24 protein-coding genes are annotated in these 23,622 nt (G+C 32.7%); 5 read left to right on the top strand and 19 right to left on the bottom strand.

Annotated features, from left to right (window positions below):
• A partial coding sequence (locus CUL_RS0102760) for an integrase core domain-containing protein (RefSeq protein ID WP_025640435.1) occupies positions 1–332 on the top strand: 332 nt, incomplete at its 5' end.
• Positions 333–546: 214 nt separating this feature from the next.
• Here the strand turns inward: CUL_RS0102760 and CUL_RS18810 are convergent.
• The 15 genes from CUL_RS18810 to CUL_RS0102690 all read right to left on the bottom strand — a co-directional run bounded on the left by CUL_RS18810 (position 547) and on the right by CUL_RS0102690 (position 13,444).
• Positions 547–690: a hypothetical protein gene (locus tag CUL_RS18810; RefSeq protein WP_157752609.1), complete on the bottom strand. Its 144-nt coding sequence runs from the start codon at positions 688–690 to the stop codon at positions 547–549.
• A gap of 113 nt (positions 691–803) precedes the next feature.
• On the bottom strand, positions 804–1,997 hold the full coding sequence (locus CUL_RS0102750) for a M24 family metallopeptidase (protein ID WP_025640434.1): 1,194 nt from the start codon (positions 1,995–1,997) through the stop codon (positions 804–806).
• A gap of 32 nt (positions 1,998–2,029) precedes the next feature.
• Positions 2,030–2,284 carry a TIGR04076 family protein gene (locus CUL_RS0102745; protein ID WP_025640433.1) on the bottom strand — a complete coding sequence of 85 codons (255 nt, stop codon included), beginning with the start codon at positions 2,282–2,284 and terminating at the stop codon, positions 2,030–2,032.
• A gap of 57 nt (positions 2,285–2,341) precedes the next feature.
• Positions 2,342–4,618, bottom strand: a complete 2,277-nt coding sequence (locus CUL_RS0102740) for a xanthine dehydrogenase family protein molybdopterin-binding subunit (RefSeq protein WP_035142674.1) — start codon at positions 4,616–4,618, stop codon at positions 2,342–2,344.
• Between the two features lie 236 nt (positions 4,619–4,854).
• The gene (locus CUL_RS0102730) at positions 4,855–5,337 is read right to left on the bottom strand and encodes a (2Fe-2S)-binding protein (protein ID WP_035142673.1); all 483 of its coding nucleotides are present in this window, start codon (positions 5,335–5,337) and stop codon (positions 4,855–4,857) included.
• The gene (locus tag CUL_RS0102725) at positions 5,334–6,209 is read right to left on the bottom strand and encodes an FAD binding domain-containing protein (protein WP_025640429.1); all 876 of its coding nucleotides are present in this window, start codon (positions 6,207–6,209) and stop codon (positions 5,334–5,336) included. The genes CUL_RS0102730 and CUL_RS0102725 overlap by 4 nt, the downstream gene beginning before the upstream one ends.
• A gap of 84 nt (positions 6,210–6,293) precedes the next feature.
• The gene (locus CUL_RS16530; RefSeq protein WP_025640428.1) at positions 6,294–6,998 is read right to left on the bottom strand and encodes a flavodoxin family protein; all 705 of its coding nucleotides are present in this window, start codon (positions 6,996–6,998) and stop codon (positions 6,294–6,296) included.
• 790 nt (positions 6,999–7,788) lie between these two features.
• Positions 7,789–7,890, bottom strand: a complete 102-nt coding sequence (locus CUL_RS20095) for an IS3 family transposase (protein WP_081722741.1) — start codon at positions 7,888–7,890, stop codon at positions 7,789–7,791.
• 2 nt (positions 7,891–7,892) lie between these two features.
• A complete protein-coding gene (locus tag CUL_RS18250; RefSeq protein WP_269077313.1) occupies positions 7,893–8,291 on the bottom strand; it encodes a DDE-type integrase/transposase/recombinase in 399 nt (132 codons plus the stop codon).
• Between the two features lie 14 nt (positions 8,292–8,305).
• Positions 8,306–8,491: a helix-turn-helix domain-containing protein gene (locus tag CUL_RS20090; protein ID WP_408065614.1), complete on the bottom strand. Its 186-nt coding sequence runs from the start codon at positions 8,489–8,491 to the stop codon at positions 8,306–8,308.
• A 216-nt stretch (positions 8,492–8,707) separates the two neighbouring features.
• On the bottom strand, positions 8,708–9,007 hold the full coding sequence (locus CUL_RS16520) for a transposase (RefSeq protein WP_035142672.1): 300 nt from the start codon (positions 9,005–9,007) through the stop codon (positions 8,708–8,710).
• 469 nt (positions 9,008–9,476) lie between these two features.
• The gene (locus CUL_RS20085) at positions 9,477–9,692 is read right to left on the bottom strand and encodes an IS66 family transposase (protein WP_408065613.1); all 216 of its coding nucleotides are present in this window, start codon (positions 9,690–9,692) and stop codon (positions 9,477–9,479) included.
• Between the two features lie 129 nt (positions 9,693–9,821).
• Positions 9,822–9,986, bottom strand: coding sequence for a transposase (locus tag CUL_RS18805; protein ID WP_157752608.1), 165 nt, complete (start codon positions 9,984–9,986; stop codon positions 9,822–9,824).
• Positions 9,987–10,563: 577 nt separating this feature from the next.
• Positions 10,564–11,736 carry an NAD(P)-dependent malic enzyme gene (locus CUL_RS0102695; RefSeq protein WP_025640427.1) on the bottom strand — a complete coding sequence of 391 codons (1,173 nt, stop codon included), beginning with the start codon at positions 11,734–11,736 and terminating at the stop codon, positions 10,564–10,566.
• 487 nt (positions 11,737–12,223) lie between these two features.
• Complete coding sequence (locus tag CUL_RS0102690; RefSeq protein ID WP_025640426.1) at positions 12,224–13,444, bottom strand: IS701 family transposase; 1,221 nt, start codon at positions 13,442–13,444, stop codon at positions 12,224–12,226.
• A 65-nt stretch (positions 13,445–13,509) separates the two neighbouring features.
• Between CUL_RS0102690 and CUL_RS0102685 the strand changes: the two genes are divergently transcribed.
• Positions 13,510–14,100, top strand: a complete 591-nt coding sequence (locus tag CUL_RS0102685; protein ID WP_025640425.1) for a tyrosine-type recombinase/integrase — start codon at positions 13,510–13,512, stop codon at positions 14,098–14,100.
• Between the two features lie 703 nt (positions 14,101–14,803).
• Positions 14,804–15,988 (top strand): IS110 family RNA-guided transposase, encoded by a 1,185-nt coding sequence (locus tag CUL_RS0102680; RefSeq protein WP_025640424.1) that lies wholly within the window; start codon positions 14,804–14,806, stop codon positions 15,986–15,988.
• A 96-nt stretch (positions 15,989–16,084) separates the two neighbouring features.
• Here CUL_RS0102680 and CUL_RS0102675 read toward each other — a convergent pair whose 3' ends face one another.
• On the bottom strand, positions 16,085–16,408 hold the full coding sequence (locus CUL_RS0102675; protein ID WP_236616418.1) for a hypothetical protein: 324 nt from the start codon (positions 16,406–16,408) through the stop codon (positions 16,085–16,087).
• A gap of 633 nt (positions 16,409–17,041) precedes the next feature.
• On the opposite strand from CUL_RS0102675, the gene CUL_RS0102670 reads away from it, so the two are divergent.
• Together CUL_RS0102670 and CUL_RS20080 are read left to right on the top strand one after the other, a co-directional pair.
• On the top strand, positions 17,042–18,217 hold the full coding sequence (locus CUL_RS0102670; RefSeq protein WP_025640422.1) for an IS110 family RNA-guided transposase: 1,176 nt from the start codon (positions 17,042–17,044) through the stop codon (positions 18,215–18,217).
• A 388-nt stretch (positions 18,218–18,605) separates the two neighbouring features.
• Positions 18,606–18,851 (top strand): integrase core domain-containing protein, encoded by a 246-nt coding sequence (locus CUL_RS20080; protein ID WP_025640421.1) that lies wholly within the window; start codon positions 18,606–18,608, stop codon positions 18,849–18,851.
• A 754-nt stretch (positions 18,852–19,605) separates the two neighbouring features.
• Here the strand turns inward: CUL_RS20080 and CUL_RS0102660 are convergent.
• From CUL_RS0102660 to CUL_RS0102650, 3 genes are all read right to left on the bottom strand, one after another.
• Positions 19,606–21,057, bottom strand: coding sequence for a sigma-54 interaction domain-containing protein (locus CUL_RS0102660; protein WP_025640420.1), 1,452 nt, complete (start codon positions 21,055–21,057; stop codon positions 19,606–19,608).
• A gap of 232 nt (positions 21,058–21,289) precedes the next feature.
• Entirely contained in the window at positions 21,290–22,657 is a 1,368-nt protein-coding gene (locus CUL_RS0102655; protein ID WP_025640419.1) for an MATE family efflux transporter, read from the bottom strand.
• Between the two features lie 112 nt (positions 22,658–22,769).
• Entirely contained in the window at positions 22,770–23,492 is a 723-nt protein-coding gene (locus CUL_RS0102650; RefSeq protein WP_025640418.1) for a GntR family transcriptional regulator, read from the bottom strand.
• Positions 23,493–23,622 lie beyond the last annotated feature (130 nt).

The raw sequence follows: 23,622 nt of genomic DNA, 5'->3' as shown, positions 1-23,622 counted from the left end.
AACCTAATGCTATTGTTAGTGACCGCTACAATGCATACAATGTCCCAGTAAAAACTGTATTGGGGAAAAATGTTAAACACATTCGTGTCGAAAGCTTCAAAGATGATATTTCTAATAATTTAATAGAGTCTTTTCACCATCAATTCAAAGCTTGGTATAAGACTAAGCAAGGCTTTAATTCTTTTGAATCAGCCAACAACCTAATCAGCATGTTTATATTTTTCTATAATTTTGTTAGACCTCATTCATCTCTTAATGGCTTAACCCCAGCTCAAGTTGCTGGATTAAATCTAGCTGCCAAAGAGAAAAGAAGGTATCCTCTTGTAGCATAAGTTTTGCTTGAATTTCGCCATATATTTTCTAAATGTTCGTCCTTGAGATTGTCAAGGGCGCACTTTAGTGCGTTCATTTTTACCCTTGACAATCTCAAGGTGAGCTTTTATAATCATCAAGGCGAAATTTAAAGCAAATTAAAGTAATTTTATAAAACATTGTACTATTTTTTCATTTTAAGTTTACAAAGCCTTGTAATTAACAACCTAGAAATCACTTTGTTTCGTTACTTATGGTTTTTGACTCTGTTAATTCTTCGGGCTTTAAAAAATAAGGAATCATGAGTATTACACTCAATCCAACAAATATAATGGGTATTATCATTATTAATCGTGTACCTAACGGAAGTAAGCTCACTTTTACACCTCCTTCTCTAATTGATTTTTATTTAAAATAAAAGTCATGTTGTTGTGTACCCTACGGTTGGCTATGCAGGGCATACTTAACATTGTATTAAACTCTTGTCAAATTTATATTGTCCACAAGTCTTTTTTTTCTAAATTTGTAATATTTTCACATCCTTCGGCTGTTACAACTACTATATCTTCAACCGCAATAATTCCTAGGCCATCATAATCATGTATCCATGGCTCGATTGTAATAACCATTCCTTCTTCTAATATCGTGTCGCAATCCGCTGTTAAAATAGGGGGTTCATGTAGATCCTTTCCAACAGCATGTCCACACATGGACAAACGATCTTGCACTTTTGATTCTTTTAAAATTTGTCTAACAGCCTTATATATTTCTGATACTTTGGTTCCCGCTTTCACAACATTTATACCAGCTTTTTGAGCATTAAGGGCAATTTCATGCATTCTAAGATGTTCCTTTGATGGTGTTCCAACATGGACCACTCTACAGATATCCGCCCAATATCCTTTATACAGAGCACCACCATCTAATACCAACATATCACCTTCGCGTATTGTTCTTTCTTGTGGATACGTATCGCCCATAGGGTATCTTTCTCTACCAGCTCGGAAATTGATAAATCCTACACCATCAGCCCCATATTCAAGCATTTTAATTTGAACATATTTAGCTATATCAATCTCGGAAACGCCATGCTTTAAGAAATTGTCTTTCAAAGCCTTGTACGCTTTTGCAGTGCTAGCAACAGCTTTTCTTATGCATTCTATTTCTCTCTCTGATTTTATTGACCTAGTTCCCCATATTATATCTTCGCTGCTTACTATTTCAGCGTCTGAAAGTGCATCCATTAATATATCGTGGTCTTCCTTAGTAAGATTGATCATTATTTCCGGTCCCATTTCTATGGCTATCCTTTTGTTCAGAAGCTTCTTTGTTTTTAACAAGTCGACCACCATATGAATTAAATCCCTTGGTTTGGCATGTGTTTTATGGTGAATAATAACATCTTCGAGCCAAGAGGTTCTTTCAGCCGTTCCTGATAGGAAATCCGGAACTACCAATGCTGGCATTTCATCAGCATAGAAGAGTACAACACCATTCGGTATTCCCTTTACTGCCCAATGAGTAGTGTAATACCCTGAAAAATATTCAATATTCTCCTTCTGCGTTAAGATCATCACATCGATATCTTTAGAAGCCATAATTTTCTGTGCTTTTTTGCATCGTTCTATATATTCTTCTTTCGGAAATGTGGCAAATAATGCCCTATAGTTATTTGATATTGACATTAAATATCCTCCTTTATTTATTCAGTAATATTTTATTCTACGACTTTTAAGGAAAAAACAATTGGATTTTTGGGGTCTGGGCATGCAGCAAGTATGCTGCCATCGGGTTCTGCCCACCCAAATTTAGCACCTGCACTTATTGCCTTTAGATTTGGATAAAGAGATACAAAGGCTGGGGCGCAAAAGTTACATGGAGTTTCATTTGGATTTATTCTAATTTTGTCACCTTTTTTTAGCCCAGCAACACATGTCCCTTTTTGTTCAACCACTTCAATTTCCACTATCATTGTTTTAACCTCCTTTCATTCCTCTCTGTATACAGTTTCTTTATTTAGGACCTAGTCTTAATCTTTTTTGTTTTGTAAAGCCTTTAATATCCTATTAGGCGTCATAGGTAATTCTTTTATTCTAACTCCTATTGCATCATTAATCGCATTGGCAATAGCTGGAGCAACTGGTACAAGCCCTGGTTCTCCAACGCCTTTTGCACCATAAGGTCCTATTGGACTCGGTTCTTCAATTAATAATGTTTCGATCTTGGGCATGTCTTTAGATGTAAGCATTTTATAGTTTGCAAATTCTGGATTCAATACCTTTCCATTGTTATCTACCATCAATTTCTCTATTAATGCATAACCAATACCTTGCTGTATCGCACCTTCTATTTGACCTTCAACTATATAGGGGTTTATCGCTCTTCCAACATCATGGGCAGCAACAAAGTTTAAAACTTCAACTATCCCCGTTTCTATATCTACCTCAACCTCAGCAAATTGTGCTGCAAAAGGTGGCGAATTCCCATCTATATCGGATACACCTATTCCAATGATATACTGGCCATCCTCTTTGAAATTAACATCATAAACAACATCTGCCACTTTGAGCAATTCCTCTTTGCTATTAGCATCCTTTATAATGCTATCCTCGATGGTTAAATTATCTTTATCGTAACTTAGCATCTTGCTAGCATGATTGAGAATCTTATTTCGAGCATCTAATGCTGCATTCTTTACGGCAACTCCATTTGAAAAAGTCTGTCTGCTAGCATAAGCACCCATATCATAACCGTCCACCATTGTATCAACTTGACGGTAATTATCCGTCTTAACATCTTCATATTTAAAGCCAAGCGCTTCGGCTGCAATTTGCCTTATGGAAGTAGTAATTCCTTGACCTATCTCTGCTGCGGCACTGCTTAGGTATGCGCATCCATCTTCATTGACAGTTATTCTAGCAGTAGATAACTCCGATAGGCCTGGCCTAGTACCCGAAATGTGAATCATGATTGCCATACCTTTACCGTGCTTTTTATTTTCGCTGCTGGACTTTGTTTTTTCCGACCAGCGTATTTTTTTCGCCCCTTGTTTAATACATTCCTCAATACCGCAACTATCTATCTCCAGCCCACTCTGATAATTAACATCGCCTTTTTCAACGTGGTGCATTAATCTATATTCCAATGGGTCCATATTTAATTCCCTGGCAATGGTATCGGTATGGGATTCTACTGCAAATGTCCCTTGTGGATTGCCATATCCTCTTATTCCACCAGCAGGTGGATTATTAGTGTAAACTATTTTCCCACCAAAATGTAAATTTTCACATTTATATAATGAAAGTCCCAAAAGTCCCATCATACGGGTTACTCCAGCTGCATGACAGGCATATGCCCCAGCATCTACAACAACATCCAAAGTTCTTGCGGTTAAACTACCATCTTTTTTAACTCCACTTTTTATTTTCAAATATGCAGGATGACGTGTGGTAGTGCAAACAAGCGATTCTTCTCTGGAGTATGACAATTTAACAGGTTGATTAGTTTTAATAGATAAAAATGCTGCTATTAATTCATTCGTTACCCCATGTCTCCCACCAAAGGCGCCACCAACTGAAGGTTTAATAATCCTTACCTTGCTAATTCCTAATCCGAGCGCTTCAGCAATTATTCTCCGGGTTATATGCGGTGTTTGGGTAGCTGAATAAATTGTAATATCGCCTCCTGGGTGTGCCATTGCAATACTAGTAGCAATTGGCTCAATTGGCGCTGGGCTTATCCTCGAAGTAGAAAATTCTTCTTCTATTATTAAATCTGCTTCTTTAAACCCTTTATCTATATCTCCAAAACCAACATCGTATTTGTGTAAAATATTTTTTTCTGCACATTCATGGATTGATAATGAATCATCTTTCATTGAATCAAAAGGATAAAAATAGGCCTCAATTGGTTCATAATCCACTTCTATAAGGCTTAAGGCCTCTTCTGCTATTTCCTCGTCTATAGCAACAACTGCTGCAACGGGATCACCTACGTACCTTGCCTTATCTGTAACAATAAACATGTCTTTAGGCAAAACCATCCTGCCAGGAACATTAGTTGGTGGGTAGGCTGCTGGATTATATCTGATCTGAGGAATATCGTTATAGGTAATAACATCGATTACTCCATTTAATTTTTTGGCCCTTTCCACTTTGATGTCCCTAATTATGGCATGTGGATATGGACTACGTAATACCTTACCCGCTAGCATCCCATGCATTTTTATATCATCCACATAGAGAGCCTCGCCACTTACTTTTTGGTATGCATCTCCTCGGGGTAATGACTTGCCAACCGTATTCATAATTTATCCTCCTATCTATTTTTGATTTATTGAACACCCACCATGTGTACAATATATACATTTGAAATTACCAAATTTGCATTTTACATAACTTTCCTCTGTATCTTTTCTTCCTATGTGATCAATTTTACTTTTTTGCTCATTATCTAAACCTGAAGATGATGTTAGATTGGGATATCTACTTTTCCCTTTTGATATCATTTTAAATTAGCTCCTTATCATTTCAAGTTAATCAATTATGAGTTGCAATCATTGCCACTCAGTGATTTTATAGCTTTTACTATTTTTTCATATCCTGTACATCTACAAAGATTTCCAGAAATAGCCTCCCGGATTTCTTCTTCTGTTGGATTCTTATTTGTATCCAACAATGCCTTTGCTGAAAGGATCATTCCTGGAGTACAATATCCACATTGAACTGCTCCATTATCGATAAATGCTTTTTGGATTGGATGCAATTTTCCATTTTGCGATAATCCTTCTATTGTGGTAATTTCCTTGCCATCACAATCCACGGTAAGTAGAACGCAGGATGTTACTGGTTTTCCTGATAATAAAACTGTACAAGCTCCGCAATCTCCTGATTCGCATCCTTTTTTGGTTCCAGTTAGGTTTAACCTTTCCCTCAATGTGTATAATAGAGTTTCCTTATTTTTTACCACAATGCTATGATCCTGGTCGTTAACCTTTAGGTTAACTAATGTTTTAGTTTTGATCATAAAATCACCCCTTCTTTATTCAATGCTTCTATTATTGAACGCTTTACAAGGGTCTTTAGAACTGTAGAGCGATACTCTTTTGTTCCTCGAATATCATCTATTGGGGATGATTTTTCGTGAGCAATATCAGCTACCTTTTCCAATAGCTTTTTTTCAATACTCCGTTCTTGTTTTATAAGTTCTTCGGCATCCCTTAATCTAAAGACACATGGTGCCACGCTTCCAAGTGCAATTCTAATATCTTTTATACTATTGTCCTCATCTAATTCAATTAAAGTTGCCACACAAACAGTTGATATCTCTAACGATTTGCGGTATCCATGTTTAATAAAACTATGAGTAAATTTACCTGATTGGGATGAAATACAAATTTTTGTTAAGAGGTCTCCACTATTCATCTTTGTGATTCCAGGCCCATTAAAGAAATTTTCAATTTGATATTCTTTTGCGCCCTCCTGAGCAAAAACGGTTAATTTAGCATCGTAACACATTAAAGGAGGTATCATATCTCCCGCTGGTGATGCATTGCATATATTACCTCCAATAGTTGCTATATTTCTTATTAAAGGTGATGCAAGTGAACGTGCAGCATCCGATAACAATGGAAATGACTCTTGAACCTGTTTATCAATACAAATTTCCGCTATTTTAGTCAATGCACCTAATTTTAAATGGTTGTTTTCTTTACAAATTCCATTAAGTGAATCTATTTTCTTTATATTTACAAGAGTTTCAGCACGAATAACTCCCCTTCTTAATTGAGTTAGTACATCTGTTCCACCGGCTAATATTCTTGTGTTCTTATCACAATCTTTGACAATTGAAAGGAACTCTTCAATATTTTCAGGGGAAACATAATAAAAGTTCTTCATGCTTTAATCACCTCCAAATTATATAATTTATAATGTTTTTACATGGCTTATAAAATTTGAATAAATAAAATTTCTATTTGATTTTTATTCTTCCTTGGATATGAAATGTTTTTGTATATCTAGATAGTATTCCTTGGGCAATTCATCGCGTAAATGTTCTTTACCCGTAACAATTATTTTGCTAAGCTCTGCAACCCTTTGCCCAATATTTTCCGCTGATAAAATTGCATTTTCATTAGAGCTGATAGCGCCGGCCTTTGGATCACCATATGTTGAACCTCCAGCTCCAATATAGGATATAGGCATATCTCCGGCAACAGGTATACAGTCCATTAATAGGAATGAATTAATTATGAATTGCATAGCAAATTCCTGTCCACCAAATCTGTTCATGCCTTGGGTGATCGCTCCTCCAACCTTTATTAACCTCCTGGGTTCTTCAGGATACATTGAGATAACGCTATTCCCTAATCTATCAAGTGCCGCTTTTAAATTGCTTGGTACGGACATGTGGTAAATAGGAGTAGATATGATTATTCCATCGGCAGAAACCCATTTTTCAAAGAATTCTTCGAAATCATCTCCTTTTAAAATACACTTTTCCCTTCTTCTATTACAAGCACTACATCCTATACAATGCTTGTAACTTTTTTTATGCAAGTCTAACACCTCAGTTACCACACCGCTGACCTTAGCAGCTGAATCCAAGGCTTTTGTTAAGAGTATCATTGAATTACTGCCTTTCCTTGGGCTAGCAGAAATACCCAATAGTTTTACTTGTTTACCCACTTGTTAATCCTCCTTTCGCATTAAAAACAATACATTTGTTGTGAGAATTCTAGAATAACTAAAAAAGCAAAAAATCATTTTTTATAAAACTACCACCACCCATAAGAATAATTGACAAATAATTATTAATTATCATCTGTCGAATAAACAATTTAAATTAAACATATTTTTATTTCTTTGTTTCTACTAAAGCTTAAAATCTCTAATTCTACCATTCCTTGATGACTTAAAGTCTGTCATATTATGATTGTTAAATTTATTCTTTCAGTTTTTGTAATTATTTTACTTCAATAATTATAATAACTCCTAATTTTCTTCCAGTATAATCCCAATTTATTGTCTTAATATATGTATTAGTCCATATATGACTAACTTTTTTATAGCTTGTATGTTCCGTTAAACTTCTAAATATTAAATTTCCACCGCTAGCAATCATTAGGATTTTTATAATATTAACATAGTACTATTTTTTGAACTTTGTTAATCAAAAGTTTAATGATTGACTTAGAGGAATCTGATAAGCAAGACACACCTTACAAATTAAATATATTTTTGAATTCATTTGCACTAATCGGGTTGACCCCTTAATTTTGGACAAAAACTCACTAATACTTCCAATACCATAGCATTTCATTTTGCCCTTGGTTTATTGTACATTAATATTTATCTTCATCAAGGATAAAGGCTACGCCCCTGCTAACGCAAGCCCTTGATTTCAGCTAAATATTAATGTGTTAGGCACTTGAGGACAAAAGTATTAAAGCTTTATTATCAACGGTTTTGCAGTTCCTTACAATGTTTTATGATAAAATTCTACTGGTGGAACATATCCTAAAGAACTATGGATTCTAACTTTATTGTAGAATTTAATATATTCAGATACTGCTTCTATCTTTAAGTATAGCTTTTAAATTCATACCTTGATAAACATTCATCTTTTAATAATCTATGAAAAGCCTCTATATGGACATTTTTGTTTGGAGTCTTAAATGGTATTCTTTCATGTTCTAATTTTAACTCTTTACAAGTATCTTGAAATTTATTGCTAATAAATTGTGGACCATTATCTGACCTTATAACCAAGCTAGTTTCCTTATTATAGAGTTCTCGCTTCATTAATGCTCTTTTAAGGGTTACGATTATATCTTCAGTTTTACAAGATAATCCCATATGATATTCTACTATATTTCTATCATATACATCTAGGAAGGAAGCTATATAGAAGAATCTATCTTCACCATGAATATAACCATATTTAATATCTGCTTCCCAAAGGGAATTTAATGTTGTTATTTCTCTATTTATAGCTATTTTTCTAGAATATTAGGTTTAATTTTTCTTTGAGGCCTTAAGACCTTAAGCTCTTTGCATAATCTATATGCCTTTTTCTTATTTATGATTAAATTAAATTTTCTTCTTAACAATACAGCTATTTTGTAGTAACCGTAGTATAATCCTTCTGTTTCAATGATTTCTAATATATATTCCTTTATTTGTTCATCATAAATAAGATTGCCATTTTTATCAAAAGAGTAACCAGGAATTAGCCTACCACCTTTATTAATTTTTTCAACTTCATTTATATCTTTAGTATTAGTTCTTTTTTTAATATTGTAATAATATGTAGACCTACTTAATCCAATAATTTTAAGGACAGTAACTACATTATAGCCTAAATCGATCCATTTCTTTGAAATAACGCTTTTCTCCTATTGTGGGTTCGTTTTTTTTGAAAGGTCTTTAAGAATGGCAATTTTTAAATCTTTTTTGCCTAATAGTTTTTTTAGTTGCTCATTTTCTTCTTCTAGAGACTTAGCATTAATATTATTGGAATAATTATAACTTGGAATTAATCCATTTTCTTTCCTTGACTCTCTAGCCCATCGGGTAACAGTTCCAGGAACTTTGGTCTGTCTTCTTGCGACTAAAGTAGAATTACCAGTTTCCTCTACTTCCCTGACAATTTGACGTTTAAATTCTTCTGGATATCTTTTATCTTTAACTCTCAATTTAGATAACCTCCCATTAATTTATATTTTTCTAAATTAGTGTGCGATTGTCCAAATAGGTTAGGGGGCTTAATAGTTACTACCAATATTAGTTGCAAATAATATGCCAAGTCTTCAAATCGTGAATCGTTAAAAAACATGGTTTTATATACCTTTTTTTAAAAACTATCATGAAGAAATACATTAATGAATCATTCAATGATACATTAATGTATCATTGAATCAATTAAACCCAAAATCTATTTGATCAATCATATACTGTAAGCGATCAATAATCACATGTATACATGTATATATGTAAGAATGAGAATGGCAGTCATTTTAGCTGCCATATTTTCTTTGTTATTTAGTTTTACATATTTCTTGGAATTTTCGATTCCTGGGAAGTAGATTATCCAATAATGCCATATTGTTTGAAATGGTATTCTAGGAAGAACAGTCAGTAAAAGTTGTAAATATTTATAGCGATTTAAGTCATTAGCTTTTGTCGTTTCATCAGACTATAGACAATTGCATTAGCTGTCGCGCCTTTTGGATTTCCTGCAAATAGCCAATTCTTTCCTCCTACAGTGAATGGGCGTATGCTGTTTTCTGCAAGATTGTTCGGAATTTCACAATTACCATCTTCGATATATGCCATTAATCCAGGTTGTTGATTCTTTATATATTGTAATGCTTGACCAATTTTGATTTTGTTAAAACTCCATTAATATTTAAATCAACCCACACCCAAGAACCTCCAAAACTGGTTTTTTATCAATTTGTTGTTTATGCTAATCTAAAAGTGGCTCTTCCTCATGATCGGTTAATTGAGTTAAGAAAACAAGGATTGATATATGACTTTCTTTCTTAACAACTCATAGCTTGCCCTGCCATACATATCTTTTTTAATTTGTTTAACTTTATTTACATTTCCTTCTGCTACCCCATTGCTTATATTACATGATATAGCGTTGATTACTGCTTGTGTCTCTTTCATCAGCCATCCTTACTAATCTACGTTGGAGATCCTTAGCATTATTTTGTGCTTTGCTAAGGGGAACGGCATAAAGATATTCTCTTTTCACTGCCATACCCGACACCTCCTTTTGTAGACTTTCAGGATTCGATAGCTACAGATGCTTCCATCTGTGTCCTCAGCCATAGTTACCCTTAGGCTGTCCTAAATTCTTGGCAGTATGAATCATTTAACTATGTTCCTTCATATATTGCCGATGTTCTAGATATTCACAGATTATCTAGAAGGTGATTCGTAATTCGGTCGGAATAGAGTCTGTGCGCACCCTAAGACATACTAAAATCAACGAGACTTCTGACAAAGGTTCACTTTCGTTTAACCATATTACATATGCGAGTGTCTATATCGGATTAGTGCTATTCCTATAGATTCACTATTTATCGTTACTTCCCATATTTTCATTTTTAAAAATGCAGTTACGGTAAGCTTCAAGTGGGTGATTACACTTGGTAGATGTTTCAGTCTACTCCATAAAGCTTACGTTTAGGCGCACCACAGATTATTTTTTCACTTACCAAAGTAACGTTTCCCATAAAATTCACATATTAGCAACACCACTTTTTAATGCTGCTTTTGAAACCGCCTCTGATACCCTGTCGACTACTCTTGGATCAAATACATCAGGTATAATATATTCCGATGTAAGCTCATCTTTAGTAACAATCTCAGAAATAGCTATAGCAGCTGCTAGTTGCATTTGTTCATTAATTTCTGTTGCTCTAACTGATAAAGCCCCTTTAAAAACTCCAGGAAAAGCCAAAACATTATTTATCTGATTAGGATAATCGGATCTGCCGGTTGCTACTATCTTCGCACCTGCTTTTAAGGCTTTTTGTGGCAAAATTTCTGGCGTTGGATTCGCTAGGGCAAAAATAATAGGATCTACATTCATCTTTCTAATTATATCTTCAGCAAGAATATTACCTGAAGAAACGCCAATAAAAACATCTGCTTTTTCTAAAGCATCTACCAATGACCCTTTTTTATTTTCTTTATTACTCCAGCGAGCAATTTCATTTTTATAACAAATGTCATACGTAGTATTGGAGTTAATAATACCTTTTCTATCACATATCAAAATGTCTTTTGGATTTAATCTTTTTAACATCTTCCCTATGGCTACTCCTGCAGCGCCAGCTCCATTAATAACTACACATACGTTTTTTATTTTTTTATTAACAATTTTTAATGAATTTAATAACCCAGCCAATACTACAATTGCCGTACCGTGCTGATCGTCATGAAACACTGGAATAAGAAGCTCCTTCTTAAGTCTTTGTTCAATCTCAAAACACCTTGGAGCACTAATATCTTCCAAATTAACACCTCCAAACCCAGTACAAATTAACTGTACAGTTCTAATAATTTCCTCTGTGTCACTTGTATCTAAACAAATAGGAAATGCATCTATCCCGCCAAATTCTTTAAATAAAACTGCTTTTCCTTCCATGACTGGTAAAGCTGCTTCTGGCCCTATGTTCCCTAAACCCAAAACAGCTGTGCCATCAGTTACTATAGCTATCATATTACCTTTTGAAGTATATTTATATACTTTATTTATATCCTTTTGTATTTCTTTGCAGGGTTCAGCTACCCAAGGTGTATATATTAACCCCAATTGTTTTTTATTTCTTACCATTACCTTTGGCGCTACTTCAATTTTACCTTTTTTTATCTCATGGAGTTCTAAACTCATATGTCTTAAACTCATATCATCCACCCTTTCATTTTGATCCTATTTAAACTTAAATGAAAATTGAGGACTCTAATCCTGTATGGTACAATGTTTTTGGAGAAAACAAGCACCTAACAAAAATAATAAAGTTCTTATGTAAAGAATTGGACCAATAAAGTGTTCAAAATGCAACAATAATATTTCTTTTTATAGTTATAGCAAGGATAGAGCAAAGATACGGGACGGTTTGAAGTGACCTGCAGTAATCCCCTAACGGTATACAAAATAGGTACGGTTAATTTATTGGTTTTTTATGAACTTAATTGCTTTTGTTTATATAGGTTTGGGGGCATGCTCCAAAATTTTTTGAGGCCTATAATGAGGCCTATAACTTAAATAACTCTAGTTGTGTAAGTTTTGAACCTTGATTTCCATTATAGGATAATAAATGACATATATCCTATAAATACCAATGAAGAATCATATACTAGCCCCTTGTATGTTGATAGTTTTTTTAAAAAAACTATGCGGGCAATTTTAATAAGTTATATATGTTTTTTAAAGGTACATTTTGCCTTGCTTGATAATAAATATACCTGATAAATCTTTTAGCAGTTGTATTTTTATGATGGATAATTGTTTCACCAATAGTTTTAATAGACAATCCCTTATTAGAAACCCTAAAGACTTCTAGGAAAGTATATGCTAAAAAACATATTAAAAAGTATCTTTCAATAGATATTCGGCTTCTAATACGGTATTGGTCAAGGCCTAGGTTTTCTTTAAAATACTGATAACTAGTTTCAATATTCCATCTGACCAAATAGTAATCTATAATTGTCTTATTATCAAGCGCATTATCTGTACTAAGAATGTATACAGGTTTTTCAAATCCATCTTTTCTAGCTTCAAAAGATATTAAAAGCACCTTGTTATCAATTTGGGCAACCTTACCTTGATAACGGTATACCTTGTATTCTTTACCCCTGACGGTAACGGAGTCTAGGGTATTTGGATCAAGATTATTGGCAAATTCAGATATTTTAATTTTATTACCATCAGGGTGGAAGTTTCGGTTAGACCTTACTCCACCAATTAAATGGTAATTCTCTGACAAGGCTTCATCTATTAACGAATTACTGGTATACCAGCTATCCATAAGGATATATGTTTTTTTAAGCTTTGATGGTTTACTGAAATTCTGTATAAATTCTTTGGCAATATCTGTTTTACTTTGAAAAGGTATCCCAAGTTCATCACACTTTGTATCCCTGTAGTAGGGTTTAAATTGAAGAGGAACTGAGTAAGCCCCTCCCACAAAATGTGAAGTTATTAAACAATGGGACCAGCATGCCTTACCCAAAGAATGCGAATAATGAAAATCCAGTGCCTCCATTGATTTAGTTCTAGTATCCTTTCGATTGACAGTATCATCAATTACAAGGAAACCAATATCATCGGAGCATAGTTCATTATTTAAAAGTTCTTTTATATAGGCTAAACGATTATTGTTAAGCAATTCATCATCCCAAGGAGAACTACTTAAAAATCGTGAGATACAGCTTTTATCTTTAGCCTTAACAATATTCTCTGCAATCTTTGAAATGGATACCTTATCACCTATATTGATAATGCCTTCTATTATTGTAGCAAGATTATTAAATTGTGGTTTATTCATTCCATAATTTACATCTTCTAAAAAATTGATTATTTCTTCATTGTGATTTACAATGGTAGTAGGCATAATCTTATTCCTCCCTTGATAAGTGTTTTTTGGGATAATTAACAATTATCATAGGAATGGAGATTATGCCATATTTAATTTTTGGTAATATTACCAATTACACTTTTATTTTTGCACAACAGGAGTTAATTGATCTTAAAGCTATGGATGTTAGACTAACACAACCAGCAATTATTACACTAACTGGAAAAAGAAACCAAAGAAGATCTGTTCCTTTAATGGATAAAACTCAAAATATTTTATCTGCATATATGAAAGAAAATCATCTACTAGAGAACGATAGACAGTACTTTCCACTCTTTCATAACGGCAGAAATCAAGCTTTTACAAGACCTGGAATTACATATATTTTAAACAAGTATTTTCAAGTGGCAAAACAGAAATATCCTGAAGTAGCATTTCTTGAATCTATTCATCCACATATGTTGCGCCATACTAAAGCTCTTCATTTGCTAGAATCAGGGGTAAATTTGATATACATCCGTGATTTACTTGGGCATGTTAGCATAACTACTACAGAAATCTATCTTAAGGCAGATACTGAATTTAAAAGAGCAGCATTAGAATCTGCATATCCTGAAGTAGTTTCTCAAGATATACCTGAATGGACAGAGGATACAGAACTTATACATTGGCTTGAAAATTTCTGTAGATAATTATTATCGAAAGATTTTTTATGGAAATTGTCTATTTAACATGTTTCTATTTTAAGTCTTTCGATAAACAAAAACTTGCGATAATTGCCTGAACCTGCAGGACCATAGAGGATTAAATTCTCTTAATTATTTATGAAATCGACCTTTTTAATTTTTCTATATCCATCGCCTTAGGGATCTGGATATTATTAAAGCTATATTAATCAAAGGTTTTAATTATATCAAAACCTGCACCCTTTAAATTTCTATTCTTACGTGATATTTCCATTTGTTCTACCTCTAGTTTCAATAATTGTGCTAGGAAATTAGTATAATCTAAGCTTGAATGTTTGAATAATTTTTATGGATACTACTGCTTAGCCTTAGTTCTTTACAATTTTTGTTTATTAATTCACTATTATGCATTATTATGATTCTCCTTGTATAATGTATTTAGGTTATTAAATAGGGAAACCTATAAACCTTTCTTTATTTATCTCTCAAAATCAGAGATAATTGTATTTTTAGATTGAGAGGATGATCGATTTCTCCTTGGGTCTTTGAACTCGTTATTGAAAGACTGATACCTCTCTCTAATAAGCTGTTTACGAATGAGTTGGATGTTGGTTGCTTTTTAGCTTCTCCCCGAATATATAACAAGGTAGTAACGCTTATTAGTAGAGTGGACTCACAATCTAAAATATTTCTTTATGAGGTATTATTTATGTTGTATTTAGGAATTGATATTGCCAAAAATAATCATGTTGCTTCTTTAATTAGTGAGAATGGAAAGACTCTTTTTAAAGCTTTTTCTTTCTCCAACACTTCAGATGGTGGAGAAGCTTTACTTTCCAAATTAAATTCTTTTTCTAACAATATTTCTGACTTTATTGTTGGTATGGAAGCTACAGGTCACTACTGGTTAGCTCTATATTCTTTTCTTTACGACAATGGTTTTACCGTTCATGTCATTAATCCTATTCAAACAGATGGTTGGCGAAAAGGAACTGAGATCCGTAAGAGAAAAACTGATACTATCGATTCTCTTTTAATTGCTGACCTTATTCGCTATGGTTCTTTTGTGGAAACATCTCTTTCCAATGAGGATATGTTCTCTCTTAGAAATCTAACTCGCTTTCACTCATACCTCGTTCAATCTATTTCTGACTTGAAAAGAAAGGTAATCAGTGTTCTCGACCAAGTATTTCCTGAATATCAATCCATTTTTTCTAATGTTTTTGGAAAAACCTCTAAAGAACTTTTGTTGCAATTCTCCTCTCCTATTGACTTTGAAGATATTTCTACCAATTCTTTAGCTGAATTAATCAATAAATTAGGTCGTAAGAGATCTGGAGATATTAAAGCTAATTTAATTAAATCTAAAGCTGAAAATTCTTTTGGAGTTACCTTTAGCAAAGATAGCTTCACCTTTCAATTAAAGGCTCTTATTCAGCAAATGAACTTTATTGAATCTCAAGTTAAAGATACAGAAAATGAAATCAATGATCTTATGTCTTTGATTAAGTCTCCTATTACTACAATACCAGGCATTGGGAATGTAATTGGTGCTACTATTCTTGGAGAAATTGGTGATATTGATAAATTTGACTCTCCAAAAAAGTTAGTTGCTTATGCTGGTATATATGCCGTTGTTAGCAGTTCAGGTGAATTTCAAGCTACACATACAGTTATGAGTAAAAGAGGATCTCCTTATTTAAGGAAAGCCTTGTTTCAAGCTGCCTTAGTAGCTTCATTTAATGACCCTGTTTTAAATGCTTATTACCTTAAGAAACGAGGTGAAAGCAAACATCATCTTACTTGTGTTGGAGCTGTTTCAAGAAAAATGTGCAATATTATTTATGCTGTGCTTAAAAATCAGACTCCCTATGAAGTAAGATTAAATGAATAATATCTAATTTACGTACCATTAAATATTCCCCTTTTAAAAACTTGTCATTTACAAGTCTTATTTGTTATACCTAATTTTAATATCAAAATTCTAAAATTATTTTATTTTATTGCTTGACTTTTTATAGTTGGTCTTTCCTATTAGCTGGTCATATTGAGTAATATTAGGAAAATATTTATCTAGTTTAGGCACTGTGTTTGGAAGGGAAATATCCACTTCCGGTAAACTTCCGGAATTTAATCTTAGGTATGTTCTCCATATTCCATTTGCTTCCCTTGCTCCACACTTAATTCCTTCTTCAAAGGCAATTATGACATTATCCATATTTGAATCCATTGTCATGTCAGTAAATATCATTAATGTTTTCTTCTTGCATTCATAATCACAACTTTCTAGAAAAGTTTTTAATGTTGTAGCCAATTTATTAAAAAAGCTTGTATACTTTAGATCCGTTGGTCTTTTTACCATTAGCTCTAGATATGGAAGCTGTCAATCCTTTTTAAAATGTCAGTAGTAGGATATAATAATAATAGCTTTGGAGCTTTGATATTGTAGCTGTTCAATTTTAAATGTCAAGGATAAAATGAAGAAGCAAAGCTTGTCCTTGACATTTAAAATTTCACTAGCTTGTTTTTCAACGAGTCCCAAAAGCTATAAAAATATTGTAATTAAGCGTATTTGCTTAAAAATATTTCTTGTAGGACACTAAGTATTTCCTCATAACTTTCGTCAAAATAAATTTTTTTAAACTTATCATGGCTGTATTTGAAATAAAGATTAAACCTAATTATCCTCGTATAATAATGTTATAGTTTAAAACCACATTTCTTTTCATTCTCACTATTCTTGTGAGATAATTATTGTACAGATAGAGGTCGTAGTAAGCTGTCCTTGAAGCATTGTCTTCCTTAAATAGACTTACGCCTCTTCTTTACATCTATATGCGAATGAGCTGGATAGTACCTAGTTACTGAATATCTAACGAGGTTGTATTGTTGTAAAGTAGAGAGGCTCTAGACTTTATCTGTTAATATTTTAAAAGCTGGTGATTATATGTTTTATGTTGGTATTGATGTTGCTAAGCAAAACCACGAAGCTTCTATTATTAATTCTAATGGCAAGCTTCTTGACAAAAGCATTTCCTTTTCAAATTCTAAAGCAGGTTGCAATAAGTTAATTACCGTACTTGAACGATTTGAAGCTAATACTTCCAATGTTATTATTGGTATGGAGGCTACTGGCCATTACTGGGTTAGTCTTTATTCCTATCTAATTGATCTAGGGTTTGATGTTTATGTTATTAACCCTATTCAATCAGATGCTTTTAGAAAGATGTATATTAGACAAACCAAGAATGATTCTAAGGATTCTTTTGTCGTAGCTCAAATTATGCGTTTCGGACAATTTACATCCACATCTTTAGCCGATGAAGATATTATGGCTTTACGCCAATTATCTCGTTATCGACTTGCTTTGGTTGATGAATGTTCTGATTGGAAACGTAGATGTATTGCTCTTTTAGACCAAGTTTTTCCTGAATATTCGAAGCTCTTTTCAGATACTTTTGGAGTAACTTCTAGAAAGCTTCTTTCTAAATACCCAACTCCTGAAGATATGCTATCTGTAGATACAGATACTCTTTCAAGACTTTTGTCAGAGGCAAGCAGAGGTCGTTTTAGTGTATCTAAAGCTTCTGAAATACAGGAATGTGCTACTAATACATTTGGAGTTAGCTTGGCAAAAGACGCATTTCAATTTCAAATTAAACAAATTATTACTCAAATTAATTTTATTGAAGAACAGCTAGAGGAGCTTGAAATCAAAATTTCAACATTACTTCACCAAACCAATTCAGTTATTACTACTATTACAGGTATTGGTGATGTTCTCGGCGCCATTATTATCGGAGAGATTGGTGATATCTCTCGTTTTAACTCAGCACCACAATTAGTTGCTTACGCTGGTCTTGATCCCTCTGTAAACCAGTCTGGCGATTTTGCTGGAACTAAAACCAAAATTTCAAAACGTGGGTCCCCTTATCTACGTAGAGCAATATGGTTGGCTGCTAATACTGCTGCTTTCAGAGATCCATCATTATCTGTGTATTATCAGTCACTTAAAGCACGTGGGAAGCATCATCTAACAGCTATAGGTGCAGTTGCTCGAAAGATGTGCAATATTATTTTTGCAGTCCTTCGTGATAACGAACCTTATGTGCCTCATGTTTAAGATAATTTATTAGTTAAGTTTAATTCTAACCTAAATTTCTTTGTTTCTAATTTAGGTTTATTTGTTTTGTCTATTTTACATGAGAATTTATGGCAGGTTCTGTCAAGGATGGTTTTCTCTTGACGGGTTCTGACAGAAATCTAAAATAACTAAGGCAAAATAAATAAAATTATCTCTTGACATTTAATAGCTGGTCTATTTAGATGTATATGACAAAAATGTAGTAGAATATCATACGGGATTATCCTGTAAAGCAGAAGATATAATTATAACCCTTAAAAAAGCACTAATAAAACTAGAACTCTATAACAAGGAAACTAATTTAGTTATAGGGTCAGATAATGGTCCACAATTTATTAGCAATAAATTTAAAAATACTTGCAAAGAATTGAAATTAGAGCATGAAAGGAGACCATTTAAGACTCCAAACAAAAATGCCCATATAGAGGCTTTTCATAGATTATTAGAAGATGAATGTTTGTCAAGGTACAAATTTAGGAGCTATATAGAAACTTATGAAGCAGTATCTGAACATATTAAATCCTACAATAAAGTTAGAATCCATAGTTCTTTAGGATATATTTCACCAGTAGAATTTTATCATAAACATTGGAAGGAACAGCAAAATCGTTGACAATAAAGCTTTAATATTTTTGCTATCAAGTGCCTGCGTTAACATGGGCGTAGCCTTTACCCTTGATGAGGATAAATATTAATGTACAATAAATCAAGGACAAAATGAAATACTATGATATTGGAAGTATTAGTGGGTTTTTGTCCAAAATTGCAAAATTAAAGGGTTAATCCTCTACCTACCAACATAAACGAGCACTCGCATTTACATCTCGTAAACTAGTACGTCTGATTTTTGGACTACCGATTAAGAATCAAAGCTACCCTAGCGATAAGGTTGGAGAGACTTAACAAAATGTTTTTACTTCAATACCCTGTTTTTTGTAAAAAAAATAGATTTTATTAAAACTACCCTTTTTTAATAATTTCTTTTGTTTTTTTAAAAAATTATCCCTTGACATATTACCAGATTGCTATCATGTTTTGAATATAACACTAGAAAAATATAAAAACCTGTATATTTTGAGATTCTAATTTTCGTGTGTTCCACTGTATAATTTTGGAGTTTAATAGGAATCTTATCAAAAATTATTCAAATTAAACAATTTAACCATGCTTTAAAGCAAGATAATTTACTTCATAACAGTCAATTCTTACTATTAAAGTTTTTGTAATAGTCCTTAAAGTTCTATCCAGCACAATACTTTTTCTTGTTAATATGAGATTTTTGCTAACGTTTTAGCCATGCTAAATAGTATTTTTCAAAACTGATATAAAGCCTTTACGGAAAATATTCGCATTATATTATTATATGCCTATTTATACTTATCTAAATTAATACCATATTTATTTGTCTTCCTAACTATTGTTGGTTGGCTAACTCCTAAGACTTTTGCAGCTTTTCGTGTTGTCCCATGCTTTTTTAAAGCTTTATATATCAATTGCTTCTCAACTATACTCACAGCTTCATCTAACGTCAATCCCTTTTGCCCAAGATTATATAGTTCGTCTATGTCTTCTTTACCAGCAATATTCAAAATATAATCATCAGAAATAGTATCATGGGGACTAATTAACACTAAGCGCTCTATTAAATTTTTTAATTGTCTCACATTTCCTGGCCATGAGTACCATTTAAGTAGTTCTAAGGCAGAATCGCTTAATTTTTTATTCATGTTATATTTTGAATTATATAAATCTAAAAAGTGTATTGATAATAGCGGAATATCTTCTCTCCTCTCTCTTAAAGGAGGAACTGTTATAGGTATAACATTTAATCTATAAAATAAATCCTCACGAAAAAATCCTTTCTCTACTTCTTTTTCTAAGTCTTTATTTGTAGCTGCAATTATTCTCACATCAATTTTTCGCAATTCTGTGCCTCCAACCCGAATTATTTGTTTTTCTTGCAATACCCGTAATAATTTAGATTGTGCATTTAAAGACAATTCTCCAATTTCATCCAGCAATATCGTCCCATTATCCGCTAATTCAAATAATCCAGGTTTTCCTTTACTAGCAGCTCCCGTAAAAGCTCCTTTAGCATAACCAAACAATTCAGATTCAAACAAATTTTCGGGTATAGAAGCACAGTTTACTTTAATAAAAGGCCCATCTTTTCTTAAACTATTCTTATGTATTTCCCTTGCTACAACTTCTTTACCTACTCCTGTTTCTCCAAGTATTAATATCGTCGCATCAACTTCCGCTATCCTATCAATAATTTCATAAATTTTAATCATACTTCTGCTATTCCCAATAATATTATATTTGTTTTCTTGGTCTTTGCGTAATTCCTTCAATTCTAAAAAATATTTTTCGTTTAAAACTTCTGACCACTCCAAGCGATTTTTTAAATCTAATAATTCAGTCATATCCCTTAAGTTTGTTACAACCATTACAATTTGTCCACTTCTATCAAATACAGGACTACTTGTGGCTAAACATTTCTTCCCATTTTTAAAGCAATCAATAATTGACACTGACCTTTTTTTCTTTAAAACTTCTAAACTAGCCGATTCTAAAAATAACCCTTTCTTTATTAACTCACTCATATGTTTCCCTATTACATCATCCTTTCTTATCCCACTCATCTTAGTATAAGATTCATTTACGAATAGTGTAATTCCATTGTTATCGGTGATATAAACGCCATCATGCATATAGTTTAAAATTTCCTCAATAGTCCCTCCTAGATGGTAACTTGGCCTTGAATCTGAATACTTAATTTTTTGCGTTTCAGATTCGAAAATATTTTCATTTTCCATAGAACCCCCCCAGATTCCCTAAAACCTAGATATATGAATAGCCTTATTGTTGTACTTCTTACTACTAATGTTCTTTTGTTACATGTCTAAATTTTTTGAATTGCCGTATTTATCTATAATTATATCATAAAATAAAATTAATGCCTATTATTTCGACAAAGTACTACATATTATTTATTGTTTTCATCATAATAGACTCAAAATAACAAATCTCTGCCAATTGCCAGAGATTTTACCTTATACTAATATACTTCCACTTATCGGTCTTAAATCTATATCTAATAAGTCCCCATCTTACCACCTGATCACAAAACATAGCATACCAAGCTCCTATTAAACCTAATTCTAGTTTTATAATAAATAGATAAGCTAATATTACTCTTACAATTAATACACTAAAAAATATAGCAACTAAAGTCCATACCGTATCCCCTGCTCCCCTCAATCCACCAGCTATAATTAACTGGGAGGATTGAAAAGGTTGTATGATTGCAATTACCTTCAATATTTTAGCTGCTTCTTCTATTACATTAGGGTCTTTGGTATATAAGCTTGCAATAAAGGAACCAAAGAAGAAAAATATTACCCCTACTGTTGTCGCAATGATGGCTCCAATTTTACCGCTAGTCCTAATATATTCTTCTGCTTTATCTGGATCATCTGCTCCTAAACTCCTACCCGTTAAAGAAGAAGCTGCTATTCCAAAAGCCTGACCTGGAGTAAAGGAAAGCCCTGATATATTTAAGCAAATCTGATGGGTAGCATAGGCTACAGTGCCTAAAGATGAAACGATTCGTACAAATACTAAAATACCAGCTCTAAAGGCAATTTGCTCTAAAGATGCAGGTATCCCGATTTTTACAAGATTATACATAATGTCCCTATTAAATTTAAATCTATTCTTTAAATTTATCTTAATAATAGTATTCTTTTTAAATATATGCCTTAATAGCATTAAAGTTGCTATCATTTGTGAAAATGAGGTAGATATACCTGCCCCAGTAACCCCTAGCCTAGGAAATCCAAACAATCCATAAATAAGTACAGCATTTCCAACTACATTTAAGGTATTCACCTTTAAATTTATATTCATCGGGGTTTTAGTGTCTCCTGCTCCCCGTAAAACTGCATAAATAGAGAAATTAAAAGCTTGAAATATTAATCCAATGATTATGACTTTAAAATAATTTCTACCATACATTAAAGTATCCTGATGGGCTCCTATAATTTTCATTATTTGATCTGTGTACACTAGGCCAAAAATAAAAATTGGCAATACAAGGAGAACCTGTGTCAGTAAAATTACATGTCTTACTACATTTTCTATCCGGCCTTCTTTTTTTGCCCCTACATATCTGGCAACCATGGCTGTTGCACCTACGTTTAAAGATTGAACCAAAGATAGGGCTATAAATACAACCTGATTAGTAATTCCAACAGCAGCAATAGAAGCAGCCGCTTCCCCTGGCTCTGCAATCCTCCCTAACATCATCATATCCACCATACCAAAAAGAGTTCCTAAAAAAACCTCTATCAAAACTGGGCCTGCTGTTTTCAATACTATATCTCGTGTTGTCTTTTTATTACAGACCTCCTCCATAAATAACCACCTCTTGTAAATAATTTCGATACCCTAAATATTATAGCATAAATATGGTATAAATCAAATTCGAAAAATAAAACCACTATAATTCAATTAGTGGTTTTTAAACTTAATTATATTCAACTTCTAAGATGTATTGGTCACTCCTATACCAACTATAAGTAAGTTCTATTGGATATACCTCATCTATGAAAGCAACTCGTTCTATATGAAGTAATGGAAAATTTTTATTCACATTTAATATTTGACCCATGTATTCGTCACTTTGTATTGCTTCTATTCTGTCTTTAGCTTTCTTTATTTCTTTACCCGTAATCTTTTGAATAGTCCTATATAATGATTTATTATCTAAATCATATTCAAAAAGTCCAGGACATAAATCTTTTCTTATATACGAATCTTGAAAAACTATAGGCATATTGTTTACCGATCTAATTCTCTTTATATGATATACATGCTGTGTTAAGAATATATTTAGCTTCTCTGCAACATCTTTAGTTGGGACTTCTATTTCTTTGAATATAACCTTTGAAGTTATTTTAAATCCTTTTTTCGAAATGGATTCCATAAAGCCTAAGGTAGTCATTCCACTACCTTCTCTTCTAATCTTACTGACATATGTGCCTGAACCAGGTATTCTTGTTAAATATCCATTATCAACTAAATCACTCAAAGCCTTATTTACAGTCATTCTAGATACACCAAAATGTTTTGCCAAGTTTTCTTCTGAAGGTAATTTTTCCCCTACCTTCAATTCCCCAGATACTATCCTTTTAAGTATTGATTCCCGAATTTGTATATAATAAGGAATTTTTTGACTCTTATCAAACATATAGAAAATAACTCCTTTCTTACACAAAAAAATTATAATTAATTTACATCCCTACATAAATATTGTATCTTAATTAGAAACTTCTGTAAACAATATTAATAACCTTAAACAAAAATAGCTATGCAATTTA

It is taken from the genome of [Clostridium] ultunense DSM 10521 (assembly GCF_000511955.1).
Taxonomy (GTDB): Bacteria; Bacillota; Clostridia; order Tissierellales; family Tepidimicrobiaceae; genus Schnuerera; species Schnuerera ultunensis.
This window is presented reverse-complemented; position numbering and strand designations above follow the sequence as displayed.